15 protein-coding genes are annotated in these 18,099 nt (G+C 66.3%); 4 read left to right on the plus strand and 11 right to left on the minus strand.

Annotated elements, in window-relative coordinates:
* Positions 1-13 precede the first annotated feature (13 nt).
* Positions 14-673 carry a helix-turn-helix domain-containing protein gene (locus ACFVUS_RS20930; protein WP_387768524.1) on the plus strand — a complete coding sequence of 220 codons (660 nt, stop codon included), beginning with the start codon at positions 14-16 and terminating at the stop codon, positions 671-673.
* On the opposite strand, the gene ACFVUS_RS20935 is transcribed toward ACFVUS_RS20930, so the two are convergent.
* The 6 genes from ACFVUS_RS20935 to ACFVUS_RS20960 are packed head-to-tail and all read right to left on the minus strand — an operon-like array spanning position 674 to position 7,512.
* Positions 674-1,966, minus strand: coding sequence for an allantoate amidohydrolase (locus ACFVUS_RS20935; protein WP_387768527.1), 1,293 nt, complete (start codon positions 1,964-1,966; stop codon positions 674-676).
* Positions 1,963-3,282, minus strand: a complete 1,320-nt coding sequence (locus ACFVUS_RS20940; protein ID WP_387768530.1) for an FMN-binding glutamate synthase family protein — start codon at positions 3,280-3,282, stop codon at positions 1,963-1,965. The genes ACFVUS_RS20935 and ACFVUS_RS20940 overlap by 4 nt, the downstream gene beginning before the upstream one ends.
* 19 nt (positions 3,283-3,301) lie before the next feature.
* On the minus strand, positions 3,302-3,997 hold the full coding sequence (locus tag ACFVUS_RS20945; protein WP_387768533.1) for a protein glxC: 696 nt from the start codon (positions 3,995-3,997) through the stop codon (positions 3,302-3,304).
* Positions 3,982-4,893: a glutamine amidotransferase family protein gene (locus ACFVUS_RS20950; protein ID WP_387768536.1), complete on the minus strand. Its 912-nt coding sequence runs from the start codon at positions 4,891-4,893 to the stop codon at positions 3,982-3,984. Before ACFVUS_RS20950 ends, ACFVUS_RS20945 begins: the two co-directional genes overlap by 16 nt.
* 30 nt (positions 4,894-4,923) lie before the next feature.
* On the minus strand, positions 4,924-6,285 hold the full coding sequence (glnT, locus tag ACFVUS_RS20955; protein ID WP_387768539.1) for a type III glutamate--ammonia ligase: 1,362 nt from the start codon (positions 6,283-6,285) through the stop codon (positions 4,924-4,926).
* A 39-nt stretch (positions 6,286-6,324) separates the two neighbouring features.
* Complete coding sequence (locus ACFVUS_RS20960; protein ID WP_387768543.1) at positions 6,325-7,512, minus strand: NAD(P)/FAD-dependent oxidoreductase; 1,188 nt, start codon at positions 7,510-7,512, stop codon at positions 6,325-6,327.
* Between the two features lie 206 nt (positions 7,513-7,718).
* Between ACFVUS_RS20960 and ACFVUS_RS20965 the strand changes: the two genes are divergently transcribed.
* The gene (locus ACFVUS_RS20965; protein ID WP_387768546.1) at positions 7,719-9,068 is read left to right on the plus strand and encodes an ammonium transporter; all 1,350 of its coding nucleotides are present in this window, start codon (positions 7,719-7,721) and stop codon (positions 9,066-9,068) included.
* A gap of 82 nt (positions 9,069-9,150) precedes the next feature.
* On the opposite strand, the gene ACFVUS_RS20970 is transcribed toward ACFVUS_RS20965, so the two are convergent.
* Positions 9,151-9,894 carry a lysophospholipid acyltransferase family protein gene (locus tag ACFVUS_RS20970; protein WP_387768549.1) on the minus strand — a complete coding sequence of 248 codons (744 nt, stop codon included), beginning with the start codon at positions 9,892-9,894 and terminating at the stop codon, positions 9,151-9,153.
* 171 nt (positions 9,895-10,065) lie between these two features.
* Here ACFVUS_RS20970 and ACFVUS_RS20975 point away from each other — a divergent pair, with 171 nt between their 5' ends.
* Entirely contained in the window at positions 10,066-11,616 is a 1,551-nt protein-coding gene (locus ACFVUS_RS20975) for a Rieske 2Fe-2S domain-containing protein (protein ID WP_387768552.1), read from the plus strand.
* 41 nt (positions 11,617-11,657) lie between these two features.
* On the opposite strand, the gene ACFVUS_RS20980 is transcribed toward ACFVUS_RS20975, so the two are convergent.
* The gene (locus tag ACFVUS_RS20980; protein ID WP_387768555.1) at positions 11,658-12,605 is read right to left on the minus strand and encodes a DMT family transporter; all 948 of its coding nucleotides are present in this window, start codon (positions 12,603-12,605) and stop codon (positions 11,658-11,660) included.
* Positions 12,606-12,728: 123 nt separating this feature from the next.
* Between ACFVUS_RS20980 and ACFVUS_RS20985 the strand changes: the two genes are divergently transcribed.
* Entirely contained in the window at positions 12,729-13,436 is a 708-nt protein-coding gene (locus ACFVUS_RS20985; RefSeq protein ID WP_387768558.1) for a hypothetical protein, read from the plus strand.
* Here ACFVUS_RS20985 and ACFVUS_RS20990 read toward each other — a convergent pair.
* From ACFVUS_RS20990 to serS, 3 genes are all read right to left on the minus strand, one after another.
* Positions 13,414-14,688, minus strand: coding sequence for an MFS transporter (locus tag ACFVUS_RS20990; protein ID WP_387768561.1), 1,275 nt, complete (start codon positions 14,686-14,688; stop codon positions 13,414-13,416). The genes ACFVUS_RS20985 and ACFVUS_RS20990 overlap by 23 nt on opposite strands.
* Positions 14,689-14,758: 70 nt before the next feature.
* Positions 14,759-16,552 (minus strand): putative bifunctional diguanylate cyclase/phosphodiesterase, encoded by a 1,794-nt coding sequence (locus ACFVUS_RS20995; protein WP_387768564.1) that lies wholly within the window; start codon positions 16,550-16,552, stop codon positions 14,759-14,761.
* A 108-nt stretch (positions 16,553-16,660) separates the two neighbouring features.
* On the minus strand, positions 16,661-17,926 hold the full coding sequence (gene serS / locus ACFVUS_RS21000) for a serine--tRNA ligase (RefSeq protein ID WP_387768567.1): 1,266 nt from the start codon (positions 17,924-17,926) through the stop codon (positions 16,661-16,663).
* Positions 17,927-18,099: the final 173 nt, after the last annotated feature.

Raw genomic sequence — 18,099 nt, forward strand, 5'->3', positions numbered from 1 at the left:
CTAGGATCGGGTTATGACAGGGCGCACCGAAATTCGCGATACCGGCGATCCGGCTCCGGTGCAGCGGGAGATCGCCGCGGATACGCCCACCGGGGTCGATCTGGAACGGATCATCGGCAAGCAGGTGCGGGCGCTGCGGCTGGCCAGCGGGTTGTCGGTCGGGGATATGGCGGCCAAGGTGGGGATCTCCAAGGCCATGCTCTCCAAGATCGAGAACGCGCAGACCTCGTGCAGCCTTTCGACTTTGGCGCGGCTGGCCGCCGGGCTGGATGTGCCGGTGACCTCACTGTTCCGCGGGGCGGACGCCGCACGCGAGGCGGTGTTCACCCCGGCCGGACACGGCGCGCGGATCGTGGGGCGCGGCACCCGGGTGGGGCACCACTACGAGCTGCTCGGCGCATTGCGCGGACAGCACAAGCGGCTGGAACCGGTGCTCGTCACCCTCACCGAGGCCAGTGAGACCTTCCCGCTGTTCCAGCACGCCGGGACCGAACTGCTGTACATGCTCGAGGGCGTAATGGTCTACGGCCACGGGGATTCCGAGTACACGCTCCGCCCCGGGGACGCACTGCTGCTCGACGGCGAGGGACCGCACGGGCCGAATGAGCTGGTGCGATTGCCGATTCGCTTCCTCGCCATCACCGCGTACCCGGATAACCACGTCGAGGAGTAGTCAGGCGACCCAGGCCGCCATCACCTCCGCCAGGGCCGTCGCGCCCGCATGGCAATCGACGGGATTCGCGTGCTCGGCGGGGGAATGCGAGACGCCGGTGGGATTGCGGACGAAAAGCATTGCGGTCGGCACACTGTCGGAGAGAATGCCCGCGTCATGACCCGCCGCGGTGGGGATAACCGGAATCTCGCCGAGGTGGGAGAGCGCGGCCGCCAGGCGATTACGTGGACCGTCCGGGAAATCGACTATCGGGGTGATGGATTCGGCAACCACCGTGAGATCGATGTCATCCACCGCCGCATGCCCGCGCGCTGCCGCCGTGATGTGCGCGACCAGCGTCTCCAGGGTCGGCTGATCGGCGGCGCGGGCATCGAGCCACGCCCGGACCCGGGACGGAATCGCGTTGGTGCCGTTCGGTGATACCAGTACCTTGCCGAAGGTCGCGACGGCCGACAGAGCGGCGGCCTCCGCGCGCGCGGTGTGCACGGTGGAGGCGAAGGCCAGCATGGGGTCGTGCCGATCGACCAGCCGGGTCGCGCCCGCGTGATTGGCCTCACCGGTGAAATCGAATTCCCAGCGGCCGTGCGGCCAGATCGAAGATGCCAGGGCCAGTGCGGAATCCACCAGGTCCAGGGCACGGCCCTGTTCGATATGCAGTTCGACGAAGACGCCGACGCGCTCGGTGAGGGTGGTGTCCGCGCCGAGCTCCTCGGGTCGGCGGCCCGCGCGAATCAGTGCCTCCGCCAAGGTGATTCCGTCGATGTCGCGTAAGCCCAAGGCGCGCTCCGGAGCCAGGACGCCGGTCGAGAGCTGCGAACCTATGCACGCGACGCCGAAGCGTGCACCCTCCTCATCCGAGAAGGCCACCACTGCAATGGGAATCGTGGGCTCGATACCTCGAGCTCGCAGCAGATCCACCGCCGCGAATGCCGAGACTATGCCGAGTGGGCCGTCGAACGCGCCACCGTCCGGCACCGAATCCAGATGTGAGCCGGTGACGAACGCACCCTTGGGGTCGCCGAGCCAATCGCGCGGCAGCCACCAGGCCCACAGGTTGCCATTGCGATCCTGCTCGAGATCCATCGAACGTGCGGCGGCGCAGCCCCGAAACCATTCGCGCAGTGTGAGATCCGCGTCCGACCACGCATAGCGCCGGTATCCGCCGGAACCGCCATCCCTGCCGACATCGAGAATCTCCGCCCACAGCGGATCGAAAACCGCTGCCGCGGAATCCGAGTCGTCCGTGAACCGCGCCGACCCCACCGCGGGTGGCTGATCTCCGAGCACGCTCATAGCGGGGCTCCGGGAACCCAGGTGGTACCGGCCAGCGGCACGCGGGCCATGGCGGCGGCCTCGATGGTGAGGGCGACCAGATCCTCCGGCTCGAGATTGCGCAGGTGGGATTTACCGCAGGCGCGGGCCAGGGTCTGCGCCTCCATGGTGAGGACGCGCAGATAGTTGGCGAGGCGGCGGCCACCCTCGATCGGATCGAAGCGGGCCGCGAGGACGGGGTCCTGGGTGGTGATGCCCGCCGGATCGCGACCGTCCTGGAAGTCGTCGTAGAACCCGGGAGCCGAACCCAACTCCTCGTACTCGGCGGCATAGCGGGGGCTGTTGTCGCCCAGGGCGATCAGGGCGGCGGTGCCGATGGCCACCGCGTCCGCGCCGAGCGCCATCGCCTTGGCCACATCGGCACCGGTGCGAATGCCGCCGGAGATGATGAGCTGCACCTTGCGGTGTACGCCCAACTCCTGCAATGCCTGGACGGCCTGCGGGATGGCGGCCAGCGTCGGAATGCCGACGTGCTCGATGAAGACATCCTGGGTGGCGGCGGTGCCGCCCTGCATACCGTCGACGACGACCACGTCCGCGCCCGCCTTCACGGCCAGCTTGACGTCGTAGTAGGTGCGGGTCGCGCCGACCTTGATGTAGATCGGTTTCTCCCAGCGGGTGATCTCGCGCAGTTCCAGAATCTTTATGGCGAGATCGTCCGGACCGGTCCAGTCGGGGTGGCGGCAGGCGCTGCGCTGATCGATACCCTGTGGCAGGGTGCGCATTCCGGCGACGCGTTCGCTGATCTTCTGACCGAGCAGCATGCCGCCGCCGCCCGGCTTCGCACCCTGGCCGAGCACGATTTCGATGGCGTCGGCCTTGCGCAGATCATCCGGATTCATTCCGTATCGTGACGGAAGATATTGATACACCAGGTATTTGGACTGACCGCGCTCCTCGGGTGTCATACCGCCGTCACCGGTGGTGGTCGAGGTGCCGACCGCGCTCGCGCCCCGGCCCAGCGCCTCCTTGGCCTGGCCCGACAGCGCGCCGAAGCTCATGCCCGCGATGGTGACCGGGATATCCAGGTGCAGTGGATGTTTCGCATGCCGGTCGCCGAGCACCACATCGGTGTCACAGCGTTCGCGGTACCCCTCCAGCGGATATCGGGACATGGACGCACCGAGAAACAGCAGGTCATCGAAGTGCGGCAGTGGGCGTTTCGCGCCCCAGCCGCGAATATCGTAGATACCGGTATCGGCGGCGCGCTGGATTTCCGCGATGGCCCGGCGATCGAAGGTCGCCGATTCGCGCAGCACGGGATTCGGGGAAGTCATGGTGTGGCCTCCTGGCTGCTCAGTACGCGGCGGCGTTGTCGACGTGGAAGTGGTAGAGCTCGCGGGCCGAGCCGTAGCGGGTGAAATCCGCTGGGTCGGCGTCGAATCCGGCGTCATCGAGGAGTTCGCGCAGTTCGGCGAGATGTTCGGGGCGCATCTGTTTGCGAATGCAATCCGCGCCCAGTGAGGCGACGGTGCCGCGCACGTAGATTCGTGCCTCGTAGAGCGAATCACCCAGTGCCTCACCGGCATCACCCAGCACCACCAGGCGACCGGCCTGACCCATGAAGGCGCTCATATGGCCGATGCTGCCGCCGACCACGATATCGACGCCCTTCATCGAAATACCGCAGCGCGCACCGGCATTGCCCTCGATCACCAGCAATCCGCCGTGTGCGGTCGCACCCGCCGACTGCGAGGCGTCACCGCGCACCCGGACGGTTCCGGACATCATGTTCTCGGCGACGCCGACCCCCGCGCTGCCATTGATCGTCACCGCCGCGCGCTGATTCATGCCCGCGCAGTAGTAGCCGACATGGCCGTCGATGGCGACCTCGATCTCGCGATCCAAGCCGCAGGCCAGCGCGTGCGCGCCGCGTGGATTGTCGAGGCCGAACACGGCCGGGGGCTGCGCCGCCATCAGGACGGAATTCACCGCGCGCGTGCCGGATTCGGCCACATCGAGCACGGTGCGCTCACTCACGATCGCCGCCATAGGTACACCTCTTCCGGTTCCGGTTCGAAGATTCGGGCCTGTGCCACACCCGGCAGATCCGCCAGTGCGCGATACTCCGATGCCATCGCCACCCAGCGATCGGTCTCGGCGATGATCGCGGGCTTACAGGCGATGGCATCGCGCACGACGGCGAACGAATCGCTCGTCGACACCAGCAGCGTGTAGAAACCGTCGAAGGCGTCATTGAGCAGCAGCAATGATTTCTCCAGGTCAGCGCCCTGCGCCAGCTGCCGCGCGACGAAACGCGCGCCCACCTCGGTATCGTTCTCGCTGTCGAATTCGACTCCCGCGCGCTGCAATTCGTGCTTTATGCTCATGTGATTGCTGAACGATCCGTTGTGCACCAGGCATTGGCCCGGACCTACCGAGAAGGGATGCGAACCCTCCGCTGTCACAGCGGATTCGGTGGCCATCCGGGTGTGCGCCACGCCCTGCCAACCCTGAGCATTCGGCAGCCCGAATCGATGCGCCAGTTCGGTCGGATTGCCGATCCCCTTGAGCACGGCCAGATCCGAGCCGAAACCGATGACCCGCGCATCCGGCGCGATCTCCCGCACCGCGCGCACCAGCGCATCCGATCCGTCCTCGGCGGGGAGAGCGGCGTGCAGCACGATGGTCGGGTCCAGCGCTATCGCGGTGACCGCGGTACCCAGTGCGGCGGTGAGCCTTTCGGCGAGTTCGGCGGCCGATAGCGGACTGTCCAGCAGTGACACGGTGACCGTGCCCGGCGGCGACCACACCGGATCGCCGTAGACCGCCATACCCGCCGAATCCGGTCCGCGGTCGCACATCTGATCCAGCATGCCGGTCAGCAGCGCGCCGAGCCGCGGATACAGCGCCGGGTCTCGAAGGTGCAAGCCCACGATTCCACACATCGAAATCACCCTCCTTTCGGGATCTGGACGTCAGAAAGCCGTCAGATAGTTGTCGATCTCCCAGCTGGAAACCGTGTTGTGCCAGGTGAAGAACTCTTCGCGCTTGCGTTCGGCGAAGTAGGTGGCGACGCCGGGGCCGGCGATATCCAGGGCCGCGGTCACCACCGGATCGGATTCCAGGGCGTCCATGGCGTGCACCAGGGTCATGGGGAGCATGTCGCCGCGCTGCTCACCGGGCAGGCCGGGATCGAGGGCGCGATCGATGCCGTCGAGTCCCGCCGCAATGGCGGCCGCCGTGGCGAGATACGGGTTGGCCGAGCCGTCCGCGCCGCGCAGTTCCACTCGATGTTGATCGGGCACCCGCAGATAGTGGGTGCGGTCATTACCACCGTAGGTGGCATAGCGCGGTGACCAGGTCGCGCCACTCGCGGTGCTGGTGGCCCCGGTTCGCTTGTAGGAGTTCACCGTTGGCGCGATCACGCCTTGCAGAGCGCAGGCGTGCTCGAGCATTCCGGCGAGGAAACCGTAGGCGGTCGCGGACAGGCCCAGACCGCGCGGATCCGACGCGTCCGGGAACAGCGGTTGCTCGCCGTCCCACACCGACAGGTGCATATGCATACCGGTGCCGGTGCGATCGGTGAACGGCTTGGGCATGAAAGTCGCCTTCATACCGCGCTTTTCGGCGATCACCGAGAGCAGGTAGCGGGCGGTGATCACGCGGTCGGCGGTGGTGAGCGCGTCCGCGTAATCGAAGTTCTGCTCGAATTGGCCGTTGCCGTCCTCGTGATCGCTGGCGTAATTACCCCAGCCGAGCGAATTCATGGCCTGTGAGACCTCGGCCAGATGGTCGTACATGCGGGTCACATCGCGGGCGTCATAACAGGGTTGCAGGCTCAGGTCGGCGGTGTCGGCGGGTGCGAGACCGTTCGGCCCCTTGTCCACCAGGAAGTATTCGATTTCGGTCCCGACATTCACCGTGTACCCGCGCTCGGCGGCGCGCGCGAGGGTGCGCTGCAGGATGACGCGCGGCGCGAACGGCCACGGCTTGCCCTCCACATGCGGGGTGCAGTGCACCAGTGCCAGACCGGGACGCACGAACGGGATCGGCGTGAACGTCTCCGGATCCGGGATGGCGACCAGATCCGGATCGCGAGGCTGCTGCCCCATCATTCCGGCGGCGTACCCGGCGAACCCGACGCCGTCCTGTTCGAGTTGCCCGACCGCCTGTACCGGAACGAGTTTCGCGCACGGCTTGCCCGAGAGCGTGGTGAACAGCGCCAGGATGAAGGTGGTGCCGCTGGCTCGCGCCAGATCGGACAGCGTGCGGTGACCGGTCGACGGCATGGCCGGGGTGATCGGCGTGACCGTCGCGGTGGTGGTGTCTATCGCCATATCGGCTCCTGGAACAGGGTGTACGGATGTGGTTGGGATTCAGCGCATTTCGCCCGCACCGAGATACGGGTGCGGACTGATCAGGGGCCGGCCCTCGGCGAACCGGGTGTAGCGGAAGTCGGCGGCCTCGACATTCGGCAGGTCGGTGCGGCCGTCCAGCAGCAGATCCGCGACCAGGCGGCCGACGGCCGGGGAGATCTTGAAGCCGTGACCGGAGAAACCGGTGGCCAGGAACAGTCCCGGCACGGGTGCGGGACCGATGATCGGGTTGTAATCGGGGGTGACGTCGTACGCGCCGACATAGCTGCCGGTGATCCGGGGATCCGGCATGTCCGGCAGACGCCGCTCGAGCCGGCCGACCACCTTCTCCACGGTCGAATCGTCGGCGCGATTCACGAAATCGTCGGGATCGATGTACTCGGGGACGGCGTGATCGCTATTGCCCGCCAGCAGTTCGCCATTGGGCTCGCGGCACAGGTATTGCAGGCTCACCAGATCCGAGAGCACCGGGACCGGCGGCAGCGGTTCACCCTGATCTATCAGGAGTAACTGTGCGCGTTGGGCTTTCACGTCCACCTCGACCCCGGCGGTGGCGGCGAGACCGGGCGTCCACGGACCGGCGGCGAGTACCACGTTGGCCGCATGCACCTCGGTGCCGTCGGCCAGGCGTACGCCGATGACGTTGTCGCCCTTGCTGATCAGCTCCAGCACAGGTGACTGCTGGCGGATCCGGACGCCACGCCTACGGGCCGCCGCACCGAATGCCATGCCGGTCAGATACGCCTCGCCGCGTCCGCCGCGCGGTTCATAGGCGAACCCGGCGAAATCGTCGACGCGCAAGCCCGGCCACAGTGTGGCCATCTCATCGTGGCCGAGCAGTTCCACCTCGATGCCCAGCGCCTGCTGCATGGCCACATTGGCCAGCAGCGGATCCAGATTGTCCGCGCCCACGCCGACCGCGTATCCGCACTGGCGGAACCCCAGGTCATCGCCGAGGATCTCGGCGGCGTTCTCGAAGAACGGCACCGACCACCAGGACATCGCCGCCAATGACGGTGCGCCGTAATGGCATCGGACCACCCCGCTGGATTTGCCGGTCATCCCGGAGCAGAGGGTGGCGCGCTCCAGCACCAGGACCTCGGTGGCACCGCGTTCGGCCAGGGACCAGGCGATGGCGAGCCCCTCCAGGCCGCCGCCGATGATCAGGAATTCCGCGGTGTCGGTCATGTCCATCCTTCGGCTTCAATCGTCTTCTACAGTGAATCACTGTTGATTGATATGAAACCATAGCGAACGCGGGGCGACCCAGCGGTTTACGCATCTTTCACAGTGGCGTACCACGACGCAACATCTGCGATGGTCCACTGTCACGCAACGGCGATTCCTATCAAGGGACACCGTTGGTATGGATTCGCTTCTAAGTCAGGTGATACATGGAACAAGCAGTAGCCGCGGCCGATACCGCGTGGATGCTCGCGGCCTTCGCCGCCGTGTCGCTCATGGTGGCGGGACTGGCGCTGTTCTACGGCGGCATGGTCAGCGTCAAGAACACCCTGAATATGGCCATGATGGTCTTCGGCGCGCTCGCGGTGGTGGGCGTGCTCTGGATCATCGTCGGCTACTCGGCGTCCTTCGGCGATTCGCTGGGCGGCGCGGGCATCCTCGGTGATCCGCTCGAATACTTCGGATCATCCAAACTGCTCGACGCACCCGCCACGCCGGGACTCCCACCGGCCATCTTCTCGGCCTTCCAATTACTGTTCGCCGCACTGACGGTCGCGCTCATCGCGGGCGCGGTCGCCGACCGGATGAAGTTCGGCTCCTGGATGACCTTCGCGGGCATCTGGGCGCTGCTGGTGTATTTCCCCGTCGCACACTGGGTTTTCGCCTTCGACAGCAAGGACGGTTCGGTCCACGGCGGCTGGATCGCCAACAAGCTGAAGGCCATCGACTTCGCCGGCGGCACCGCGGTGCATATCAACGCGGGCATCGCCGGACTCGCGCTGGCGCTCATCCTCGGCAAGCGCAAGGTGTTCCCGAACGCCCCACGGCCGCACAGCCTTCCGCTCACCATGCTGGGCGCGGGCATCCTGTTCTTCGGCTGGTTCGGGTTCAACGGTGGTTCGGCGCTGGCCGCCGGCAACGCCGCCTCGGTGGTGGTGCTCAACACCATCGCCGCGTCCTGCGCGGGCATGATCGGCTGGATCGTGGTGGAGAAGTTCAAGGAGGGACACGCCACCTCGCTGGGCGCGGCCTCCGGGCTGATCGCCGCCCTGGTCGGCATCACCCCCGCCTGCGGTGCGGTGTCACCGATGGGCGCGCTCATCGTCGGCGCGGCCTGCGGTGCGGTGTGCTGCCTCGCGGTCTCGCTGAAATACCGCTTCGGACTGGATGATTCGCTCGATGTGGTGGGCATCCACCTGGCGGGCGGCATTCTCGGCACGCTGCTCATCGGCTTCCTCGCCGACGGCTCCGCGCCCAACGGCGTGGCCGGACTGTTCTACGGCGGCGGGGTGGATCAGCTGTGGCGGCAGACCGTCGCGGTGCTGGCGGTGCTGACCTACACCTTCGTGGTCACCTTCGCCATCGCCAAGGTCATGCAGCTGTTCGGCGGCATCCGCGCCGATGACGAGGCCGAGGACGCCGGACTGGATCTGGCCGTGCACGGCGAAACCGCGTACGTACTGGACCATCTCGCCGTTCCGGCCGGCAAGCACGCACCGGCCGACGCGGTCACCGCCGCCGAAGCCATCACCACCAAGGCCGCCGCGACGGTTGAATAACCGCGGCGCGCAACCCCTTCCGGACTCTCACCCTCCTCATCGAGGCCGGAAGGGGTTTGTGCGCGCACCCGGTCCATGCGCGCTACTGCTCGGCGCGGCGGGCGGCCTTCTCCGCCGCTTCGGCGCGGTCGAGTTCGTTGGCCTCGGCCAAAGTCGGTGCGCTGCCGCCCAATCGAGCGGGCACCCAGTACGCGCCCGGCTCGTGCGCGTAATCCCGCTGCACATTGAGCAGCATGGCTTCCATGGTCTTGTGCAGCTGATCGGTCAGCTCCGACGCCGGTTCGTACGGCTGGATCGGTGCGCCCACCTCGATGGAGATGGGGGTGTTGGTGCGGCCCAGGCGCTTCGGATGCCCCTTGGTCCAGACCCGCTGCGCGCCCCAGATCACCATCGGGATGATCGGCACGTTCGCCTCGATCGCCATGCGCGCCGCTCCCGACTTGAATTCCTTCAACTCGAAACTGCGGCTGATGGTGGCCTCGGGGTAGACGCCCACCAGTTCGCCGGAGCGCAAACGATTGACGGCCTCGTGGTACGAGTCCGCGCCCGCGGCGCGATCCACCGGAATATGCTTGAGCGCCCGCATGATCGGCCCGGTGATCGAGTTGTCGAATACCTCCTTCTTCGCCATAAAACGCACATAGCGCTTCGTCGTACGCGCAGGCAGGCCCGCATACGTGAAGTCCATGTACCCGGTGTGATTGATGGCGACGACAGCGCCACCGCTCGCCGGGATGTTTTCGTCGCCGGTGACAGTGAACTTCAGGCCCTGAGCCGCGAAGACGGTACGAGCCAGCCCGATGATCGGGAAGTAGACGGGTTCCACAGTTGCGTCAGCGTAGTCGCTGCTCGCGCGGCTACCAGTGATCCAGGTAACAGCCATTCGGCAAAAACGGACATTCACCCTGAACTCCGGCAGGAGGGGTTCCTGCATAGGCGACGTTTCGGGGTAGCAAGTACCCTGGGTGGCTGGTAACGGTCGAGGAGGAAGAAGCTCGTGCAGATCACCAGCGTCGGACACGCCGGGTTCCACATCTCCACCGCAGCGGGGACGATCCTGTGCGATCCGTGGGTCAACCCGGCATATTTCGCATCATGGGTGCCCTTCCCCGATAACACGCAACTGGATTGGGACGCGCTCGGCAACTGCGATTTCCTCTACGTCTCGCATCTGCACCGCGATCACTTCGACGCGAAGCACCTCGCCGACAAGATCAACAAGGACGCCACCGTCCTGCTGCCCGACTATCCCGTGCCGGACCTGCGCCGCGAACTGGAACAGCTCGGCTTCACCAAATTCTTCGAGACCGAGGATTCGGTCAAGCACACCGTCACCGGACCCGGCGGCGACCTCGAGATCATGATCATCGCGCTGCGCGCGCCCGCCGACGGGCCGATCGGCGACTCCGGCATCATCGTCTCCGACGGTGAGACCGTGTGCTTCAACATGAACGACGCGCGGCCCGTCGATATGGATGTGCTGCACGATGCGTTCGGGCACATCGACATTCACCTGCTGCAGTACTCCGGGGCCATCTGGTACCCGATGGTGTACGACATCCCCACCAAGACCAAGTCCAACTTCGGCAAGCAGAAGCGTCAGCGCGGGATGGACCGGGCGCGCTCCTACATCGAACAGGTCGGGGCCACCTGGGTGGTGCCGTCCGCCGGGCCGCCGGTCTTCCTGGACGACGAACTGCGCTACCTCAACGACGATCGCGGCGACGAAGGCAATATCTTCCCCGACCAGGTCGTCTTCCTGGAGCAGATGCGCATCCACGGCAACGAGGGCGGGATCCTGATGATCCCGGGCTCGGTCGCCGATGTGCGCGGTAAGGAACTCCAGCTCGAGCACGCGGTCGACCCGGACACCGTATACGGGGACAAGGCCGCCTATATCGAGGCCATGGCACAGCGCTTCGCGCCCGTCATCGCGGCCGAAAAGGCCTCCTGGGCAAGCGAATCCGACGGACCCCTGCTGCCGCGCCTGAAGGAGCTCTTCGAGCCGATCATGGCGCAGAGCGATCTCATCTGCGACGGCATCGGCTATTCGGTCGCGCTGGTCATGGGCGACGAGACCGTCGTGCTCGATTTCCCCAAGCGCATCGTGCGCGCACCCATCGACGGAGAAGGCAAGCAGCGCTACGGCTTCCGCATCGATCCCACGCTGGTGCGCACCGTACTGCGCGATAACGAACCCGACTGGGTGAACACCATCTTCCTGTCCACGCGCTTCACCACCTGGCGCATCGGCGGATACAACGAATTCCTCTACACCTTCTTCAAATGCCTCACCGATGAACGCATCGCCTACGCCGACGGCTGGTTCTCCGAGGCGCACGACGATTCCGCCTCCACCGAACTCGACGGCTGGGAAATTCAGCGCCGCTGCCCGCATTTGAAGGCGGACCTGTCGAAATTCGGTGTGGTCGAGGGCAATACCCTCACCTGCAATCTGCACGGCTGGCAGTGGGATCTGGAATCCGGGCGCTGCAAGACCTCCAAGGGCCACGAGCTGCGCTCGCGGAAGCTGGAAACACCTGCCTGACAAACGATTACGGCCGGTGCCGATGGGCACCGGCCGTTCGGTCACTCCCGCGCGGCAATCGCCACCGCCGCGAAGGTGAGCACGCAGCCCACCACCGCGAGTGCGGAGACTCCAGTGCCGGTCGGGGCGACCACATCGAGAGCCAGCGACATCGCCAACTGACCCGCCACCGAGGTCAAACCGAGTAGCAGCACCCCGATCCAGCGCACCACCAGTACGGCCAGCGCGATGAACACCACGCCGATCACACCGCCCAGGTAGAGCCAGGGTTCGCCGGGAAATCCGTGCGGCCATCCGCTGCCCGCGATGACCACGGCCTCGACGATCACCAACCCCGCCAAACCGGTCGCGAAGTTCGCCAGCGTTGCCGTACGCGGTCCGCCGACCGCACCCACCCGGCCGTTCACCGCCTGCTGCCAGGCCACCCCGAAGCCCGCCACCAGCGGCAATACGATCAGCAATAGCTGCGGCCCGCCGCGCAATCCCTCCGGTACCGACAGCCCGCCCCGCTCACCTGAGCGCTCGGCCACCGACAGCGCGACGGCGACCAGCGCCAATCCCGCTCCCACGGAACGCAATAGGGTCACCGGCGTCCGCCCGCGCGGACCCAGCCCCACCCGATCCACCAGCAGACTGCTCGTCAACTGCCCAGCCACTACCGCTACCGTGAAGGCCGTGACTCCGATGGCCGCCACCGTGAGCCCCTGGCAGGCCACGAAGAACGCGCCGCACAATCCGCCCAGCAGCTGCCACCACCGCAATTCCCCCGCGCGCAACGCGTCCCGCACCTTCCCCAGGCCCGCTCGCCCACGCGCGCTCATCAGGACGATCGCACCCACCACCAGCAACCCGGATCCGAAACTGATGACCGCGGCGGCGACACCATCGCCCAGGCGCTCCCCCAACTCACCGTTCACGCGCGCCTGCACCGCCACACCCGCGCCGATGCAACCCCCGAACACCAATCCCGCTCGCCGTCGCCCAGTCACACTTCAATCCTCCCCGTGCCGACCGCCCGGCATTTCCACAGCCCGGCCGGAATGGCGAGATGTGTTGCGCGGGAACGAAGCTGAGAATGGCCCGGGGCGGGGTGGGTCGGTTACGGTCGTTGCGTGACCGAATCAACAATCGGCGATACGCATGACGCCGAGACCTATCGGGTACTTGATGAAGCGTGGAATTCCTGGGGGCGGCTCGATAGTGATGTGATCGCGCATTTGATCAATCCCGCGTTCATGGGCGGGCCGCAGTGGCCCGCATTGCGGCAGGCACACGCCATTTCGCGGCGCGATGACGCGCTGCTGGTCGCCAGTAGCGGGCTGGCCGACCCCACCGAATGGGAGAACTCGGAACCCACCAACGGCTACGAATTGGAGGTGTTCGGGATATCGCCGGACATTCCCGGTGACAGCGACACCATTTCGGTGGCGACCTCCTGGCTCGGGCAGACCGTGATGACGGTATCGAATCTGGTGGCGCAGTATGGATTCCGGGTATCGGACATGCTGGAGCAGTACGGGGTCATCACCATTCAACTCGAGAACGCGCAATTGCCGCGCGCCGCGACGGGAACATATCTCGACGAGGACGGCGCGCTGGTGGTCATGCTCGGATTGGTCGGTGACGAACTACCCGGCACCGTGCCCGGACCGCTGTCACCGATTCGACTGGTCAACGTGAAACTGCTGACCGTCGCCGAAGGCCGCTTCTGCGTGAACAATTCGATGGGCGACGCCGACGCGCGCCACGAACTCGCCCGGCGCTTCGCCGCACAGGGCGACGTGCTGCGGTCCAGCATCAATCGGCCGTCGGTGGTCTGACCTCCCGCTCACCCGGCAGCCAGGTCGGCAGCAGCGCGGCGATCACCAGCAGCGGGGTGCCCAGCGCCGCCACCAGCGCCGGAATGGGCAGCCAGGCCGCCGACACACCGGCGAAAACGAAGACGATCAGTGCGATCACCTCGGTGACCAGACCGGACACCGAGGTGACGGTAGCCCGGGCCGGACCCTCGATGGCGTCCTGGAGCCGGGCCGAGGCCAGCACATCGGCGTTGTAATCGATGCCGTACGCGATCGCGATGGCCGTGAAACCCACCGCGACAAGCGGATAGCCGAACCCGGGGTGCGCGGTCGCGAGCCCGCACAGCAGTGCGCCGCCGATGAAGAGCACACCGGCGATACCCATCGCGACCGAAAAGGCCCGCGCCGAAACACTTTCGGTGCGACCGGCCAGGGCCGCACCGGCCAGCGCGCCCGCCACCGTCACGCCGACCAGCACCGCCGATATCGACGGGGAGGCTCCGGCATGATCGGCGAGCAGTGCGAAGTACTCGTCGAACGCGGTGATGCCGTTCAGCAGTGCGACCAGGATGACGCCGCGGCGAACCACCTTGACCCGCAATGACTCTCGAAGTCCGGAACGCAACATGTGCACATATCGCGATATACCGGCGGGTGCGAGCGCGGTCGGCACCGCATCAGGCTCCTCCTCCAATTCCTCCACGTCCGACGCGGATACCACCTTCGGAGCAGTCGGCAGGACGACCGCCGACACCACGTGCACGGCCGCCAGCACCACGCTCGACCAGCCGACCAGGGCGTAGCCGCCCCACGCGTACAGCGGCGCGGCCGCGAGAATGCCTGCGAGAGCGGCGGATTCGGCGGCGGCACGGGTGTAACCCATCAGCCGGGGATACGCCGAGGTCGACGCACGGGCGGCGAGATCGTCGTAGATCAGCGCCTCGAAGGTGCCCGAACGCAATGCACCCGAGGTACCCCAGAGCACGAAGCCGGCCGCGAAACCCGCGTACGACGGCAGCAGCGTCCAGACCAGGAAACCCGCCGTGAGCAGCACGCCGGAAAGAATCAGCAGACCCCGGCGCGACACCGTATCGGCCCACGCGCCCGAGGGCACCTCCAGCAGGAACGAGGTCGCCGACCAGATGGCCAGCAGCGAGGAGATCTGCGCCGTGCTCAGACCGTGGTCGGCGAACAGCAGCGCGTACAGCGCGTAATACGGGATCAGATCCGCCGTCAGCGCGAACAGCACCGCGCGCAGCGTGAGACCGCGCACCGGATCGGCGCGGCGATTACCTAGGAGTGCGAGCCAGGATCAACAGGCGTAGACGAGCATGCGCATGCGATCAACTCTGCGCGCCCGGCGTTCCCCCGTCAAACGGATTGTCGACCGGGATCCAGCCGTTGGTGTTCACCTCGTGATCGGTATGCCCGACCCCGACCAGACCGTGCCGGTCATTGAGGTCGTTGATGAGCTCGGACACCGGATGCGAATCGCTGTAGTGGTAACCCTGCGCCAGCGCGAAACCCAATTCGGTGAGCACCGCGGCCTGGTATTCGGTCTCCACGCCCTCCGCGATCACCTGCAGGTCCAGCGATTTGCTCAGTGCCGCAATGACACCCAGCAGCGGCGGGGCCGGCGAATCGGAGCGGATGGCGGCCACGAAGGACTGATCCACCTTCAGGATGTCGCTGGGCAGTGTGGCCAGACGGCTCAAAGACGAATAGCCGGTACCGAAATCGTCGATGGCGATGCGGACGCCGGTCTCGCGCAGCTTGTGCAGATTCGCGATGGCGGTCTCGGATTCGGCGGCGATCTCGCTCTCGGTCACTTCCAGGACCAGCTGATCGGCGGGCCAGCCGGTATCGGCGAGAATTCCGGAAACCCGATCCGCATAGGCGGATTCGGCCAATTCCAGGCCGCTCACATTCACATTCAGCGTCAGATCCAGCTGGGCGAACGTCTCCTGCAAACGCATCGCGTCCGCGCACGCCCGGCGCAGCACCAGCTCGTCCAGATCGGAGATGAGGTCGTATTCCTCGGCCACCCGGATCAGGCCCTCGGTGGTCACATCCGGTTGCGCGTGCGAGGACCAGCGCAGCAGCGCCTCCACGCCGACCGCGCGGGTCGCGCCATCGGACAGGCTCACGATCGGCTGATACTGCACATCCAGGGTGCCGCGATCGATCGCCTCGCGTAGCTCCACCGCCAGCGGCAACTGCCGCGAGGACTCCAGCACGGTGCGATTGCGGCCCGCCTGCTTGGCGCGGTACAGACCCACGTCCGCGCGGCTCACCAGCAGCGAACCCGACTCACCCGGCTGCCACGAGGTGACACCCGCGGAACAACCCGTGGTCACCGCGGCGCGCAATTGCTCGGTCAGCAGAATCGCGGCCTGCTCGGTCGAATTCGGCAGCAGCAGTGCGAAAGCGTCACCGCCGTAGCGGGCCAGCCGCTGCTCCGGGGTCAGCAATTTCTGCCAGGTGTCACCCACCCGCTGCAGCACCGCGTCACCCGCGCGATGCCCGAGATGATCATTGATCTTCTGAAAACGATCCAGATCCACCAGCACCAGCGACAGGGCCTGACCGGTGCGCTGCGCGTGCCCGATCGCATTGGCCAGCGCGCGATCGAAACCGCGCCGATTCAACAAACCCGTCAGCACATCGATATCCGCGTCCGACGCCATCCGGGTGAGAATGCCGACCACAATGCCGATTCCGATGGTGATACCCGCCGGAATCAAACCCGACCACCACGGCAGACCGCGCGAGGGCACCACCCACAAACAACACAGCACCGCGAAAACCAGATGCGCGCCGAGCCATTTCCAGGCGAAGAAAATCGCGGCATCACACGCTACGAACACATAGAACGCGGCCAGACTGATCGCGCCGACGGTATTCGGAAACCAGTGCACCGCAACGGTCACCAACACCGTGGCCACCGCCACATACCCGTGATGCACGTAATGCGGCATGCGCGGGCCCCAGAACAGCAGACTCACCCCGAGCAGCAATGCCACCAGCGCCGCACTACCAACCAGCGGCCGATTGCCCTCATCACCCGGAGCGACGGCCGTGATCACCAGACCGAGCACACCACCCATGACGTAGAACGCACCGGTGGTTCGAGCCATGACCATTGCCGTCGCCAGCGCCGAAGCCGTCCGCACCCGCGTTCGGGTATCGCCGCGAGACCCGATTCCTCGCACGCTGCCCAGCCTAAACGGTGAGTTGATATTTGCTCACCGGATCGGCTCGAGCACTTCGACACCCACGAACGGGACCAACGCCGCCGGGACCCGGACCGAGCCGTCGGCTTGCTGATGATTCTCCAACAGCGCGACGATCCAGCGGGTGGTGGCGAGCGTGCCATTCAGGGTGGCGGCGGTTTGCGGCTTGTTGTTCTCGTCGCGGTAACGGACATTGAGGCGGCGCGCCTGGAATGTCGTGCAATTCGAGGTCGAGGTGAGCTCGCGATAGGTCTGCTGGGTCGGAACCCAAGCCTCACAGTCGAATTTGCGGGCGGCCGAGCTGCCCAGATCACCGGCGGCCACATCGATCACGCGATACGGCACCTCGATGGCGGCGAGCATCTCCTGCTCCCAGGCCAGCAGGCGCTTGTGCTCGGCGTCCGCGTCCTCGGGGCGGGTGTAGACGAACATCTCCACCTTGTCGAACTGATGCACGCGAATAATGCCGCGGGTGTCCTTGCCATAGCTGCCCGCCTCGCGCCGGAAACACGACGACCAGCCCGCGTAGCGCTTGGCGTTCGCCGCGCCCAGATCCAGGATCTCACCCGAGTGGTAGCCCGCCAGCGGAACCTCCGAGGTGCCGACCAGATAGAGGTCGTCATCTTCCAGGTGATAGATCTCCGCGGCGTGCTGACCCAGGAAACCGGTGCCCGCCATGATCTCCGGGCGCACCAGCACCGGCGGAATCATCATGGTGAAACCATTCTTGGTGGCCCGCTGCGCCGCCAGCTGCAAAAGACCCAGCTGCAACAACGCGCCATAACCGGTGAGGAAATAGAAGCGCGCGCCCGAAACCTTCGCGCCGCGTTCCATATCGATGATGCCCAGCGATTCGCCCAATTCCAGGTGATCCTTCGGGGTGAAATCGAATTCGCGCGGGGTGCCGATGTGGTCGAGCACGACGTAATCGTCCTCGCCGCCCGCGGGCGCGCCCTCCTGCACCACATTCGACAGCGCGCGCTGCGCGGCATCGAGCACGGCGTCGGCGGCGTTCTCGGCGACCTCGGCCTCCTTGACCTTCGCCGACAGCTCCTGCCCCTGCGCCAGCAGCACCGGGCGCTCCTCCGGAGACGCCTTGCCGACCTTCTTGCCAAGCGCCTTGTGCTCGGCGCGCAGACCGTCGGCATTGGCGACGGCCGCGCGACGCGCCGTATCGGCCGCGAGCAGGGCGTCCACCAGGGCCGGGTCCTCGCCGCGAGCCCGCTGCGACGCGCGGACCACGTCCGGGTTCTCCCGCAGGAATCGAAGGTCGATCATGCGGCCCAGCCTATCGGGGCGGGGCCAGCGAATTTCCCTTAGGTCCAGGACCGGACAAATGCGTCAGCGCCAGTTTCCGTCCTTTTCCCGCGTTCCGGTCGCCCTCGTTCACAGGATCGACCAGAGTTGGGTCATGGGTACGGCCGGAACGCCGCTGCGCCCGCGCACGTATC

The organism is Nocardia sp. NPDC058058 (assembly GCF_042885355.1).
Classification (GTDB): Bacteria; Actinomycetota; Actinomycetes; order Mycobacteriales; family Mycobacteriaceae; genus Nocardia.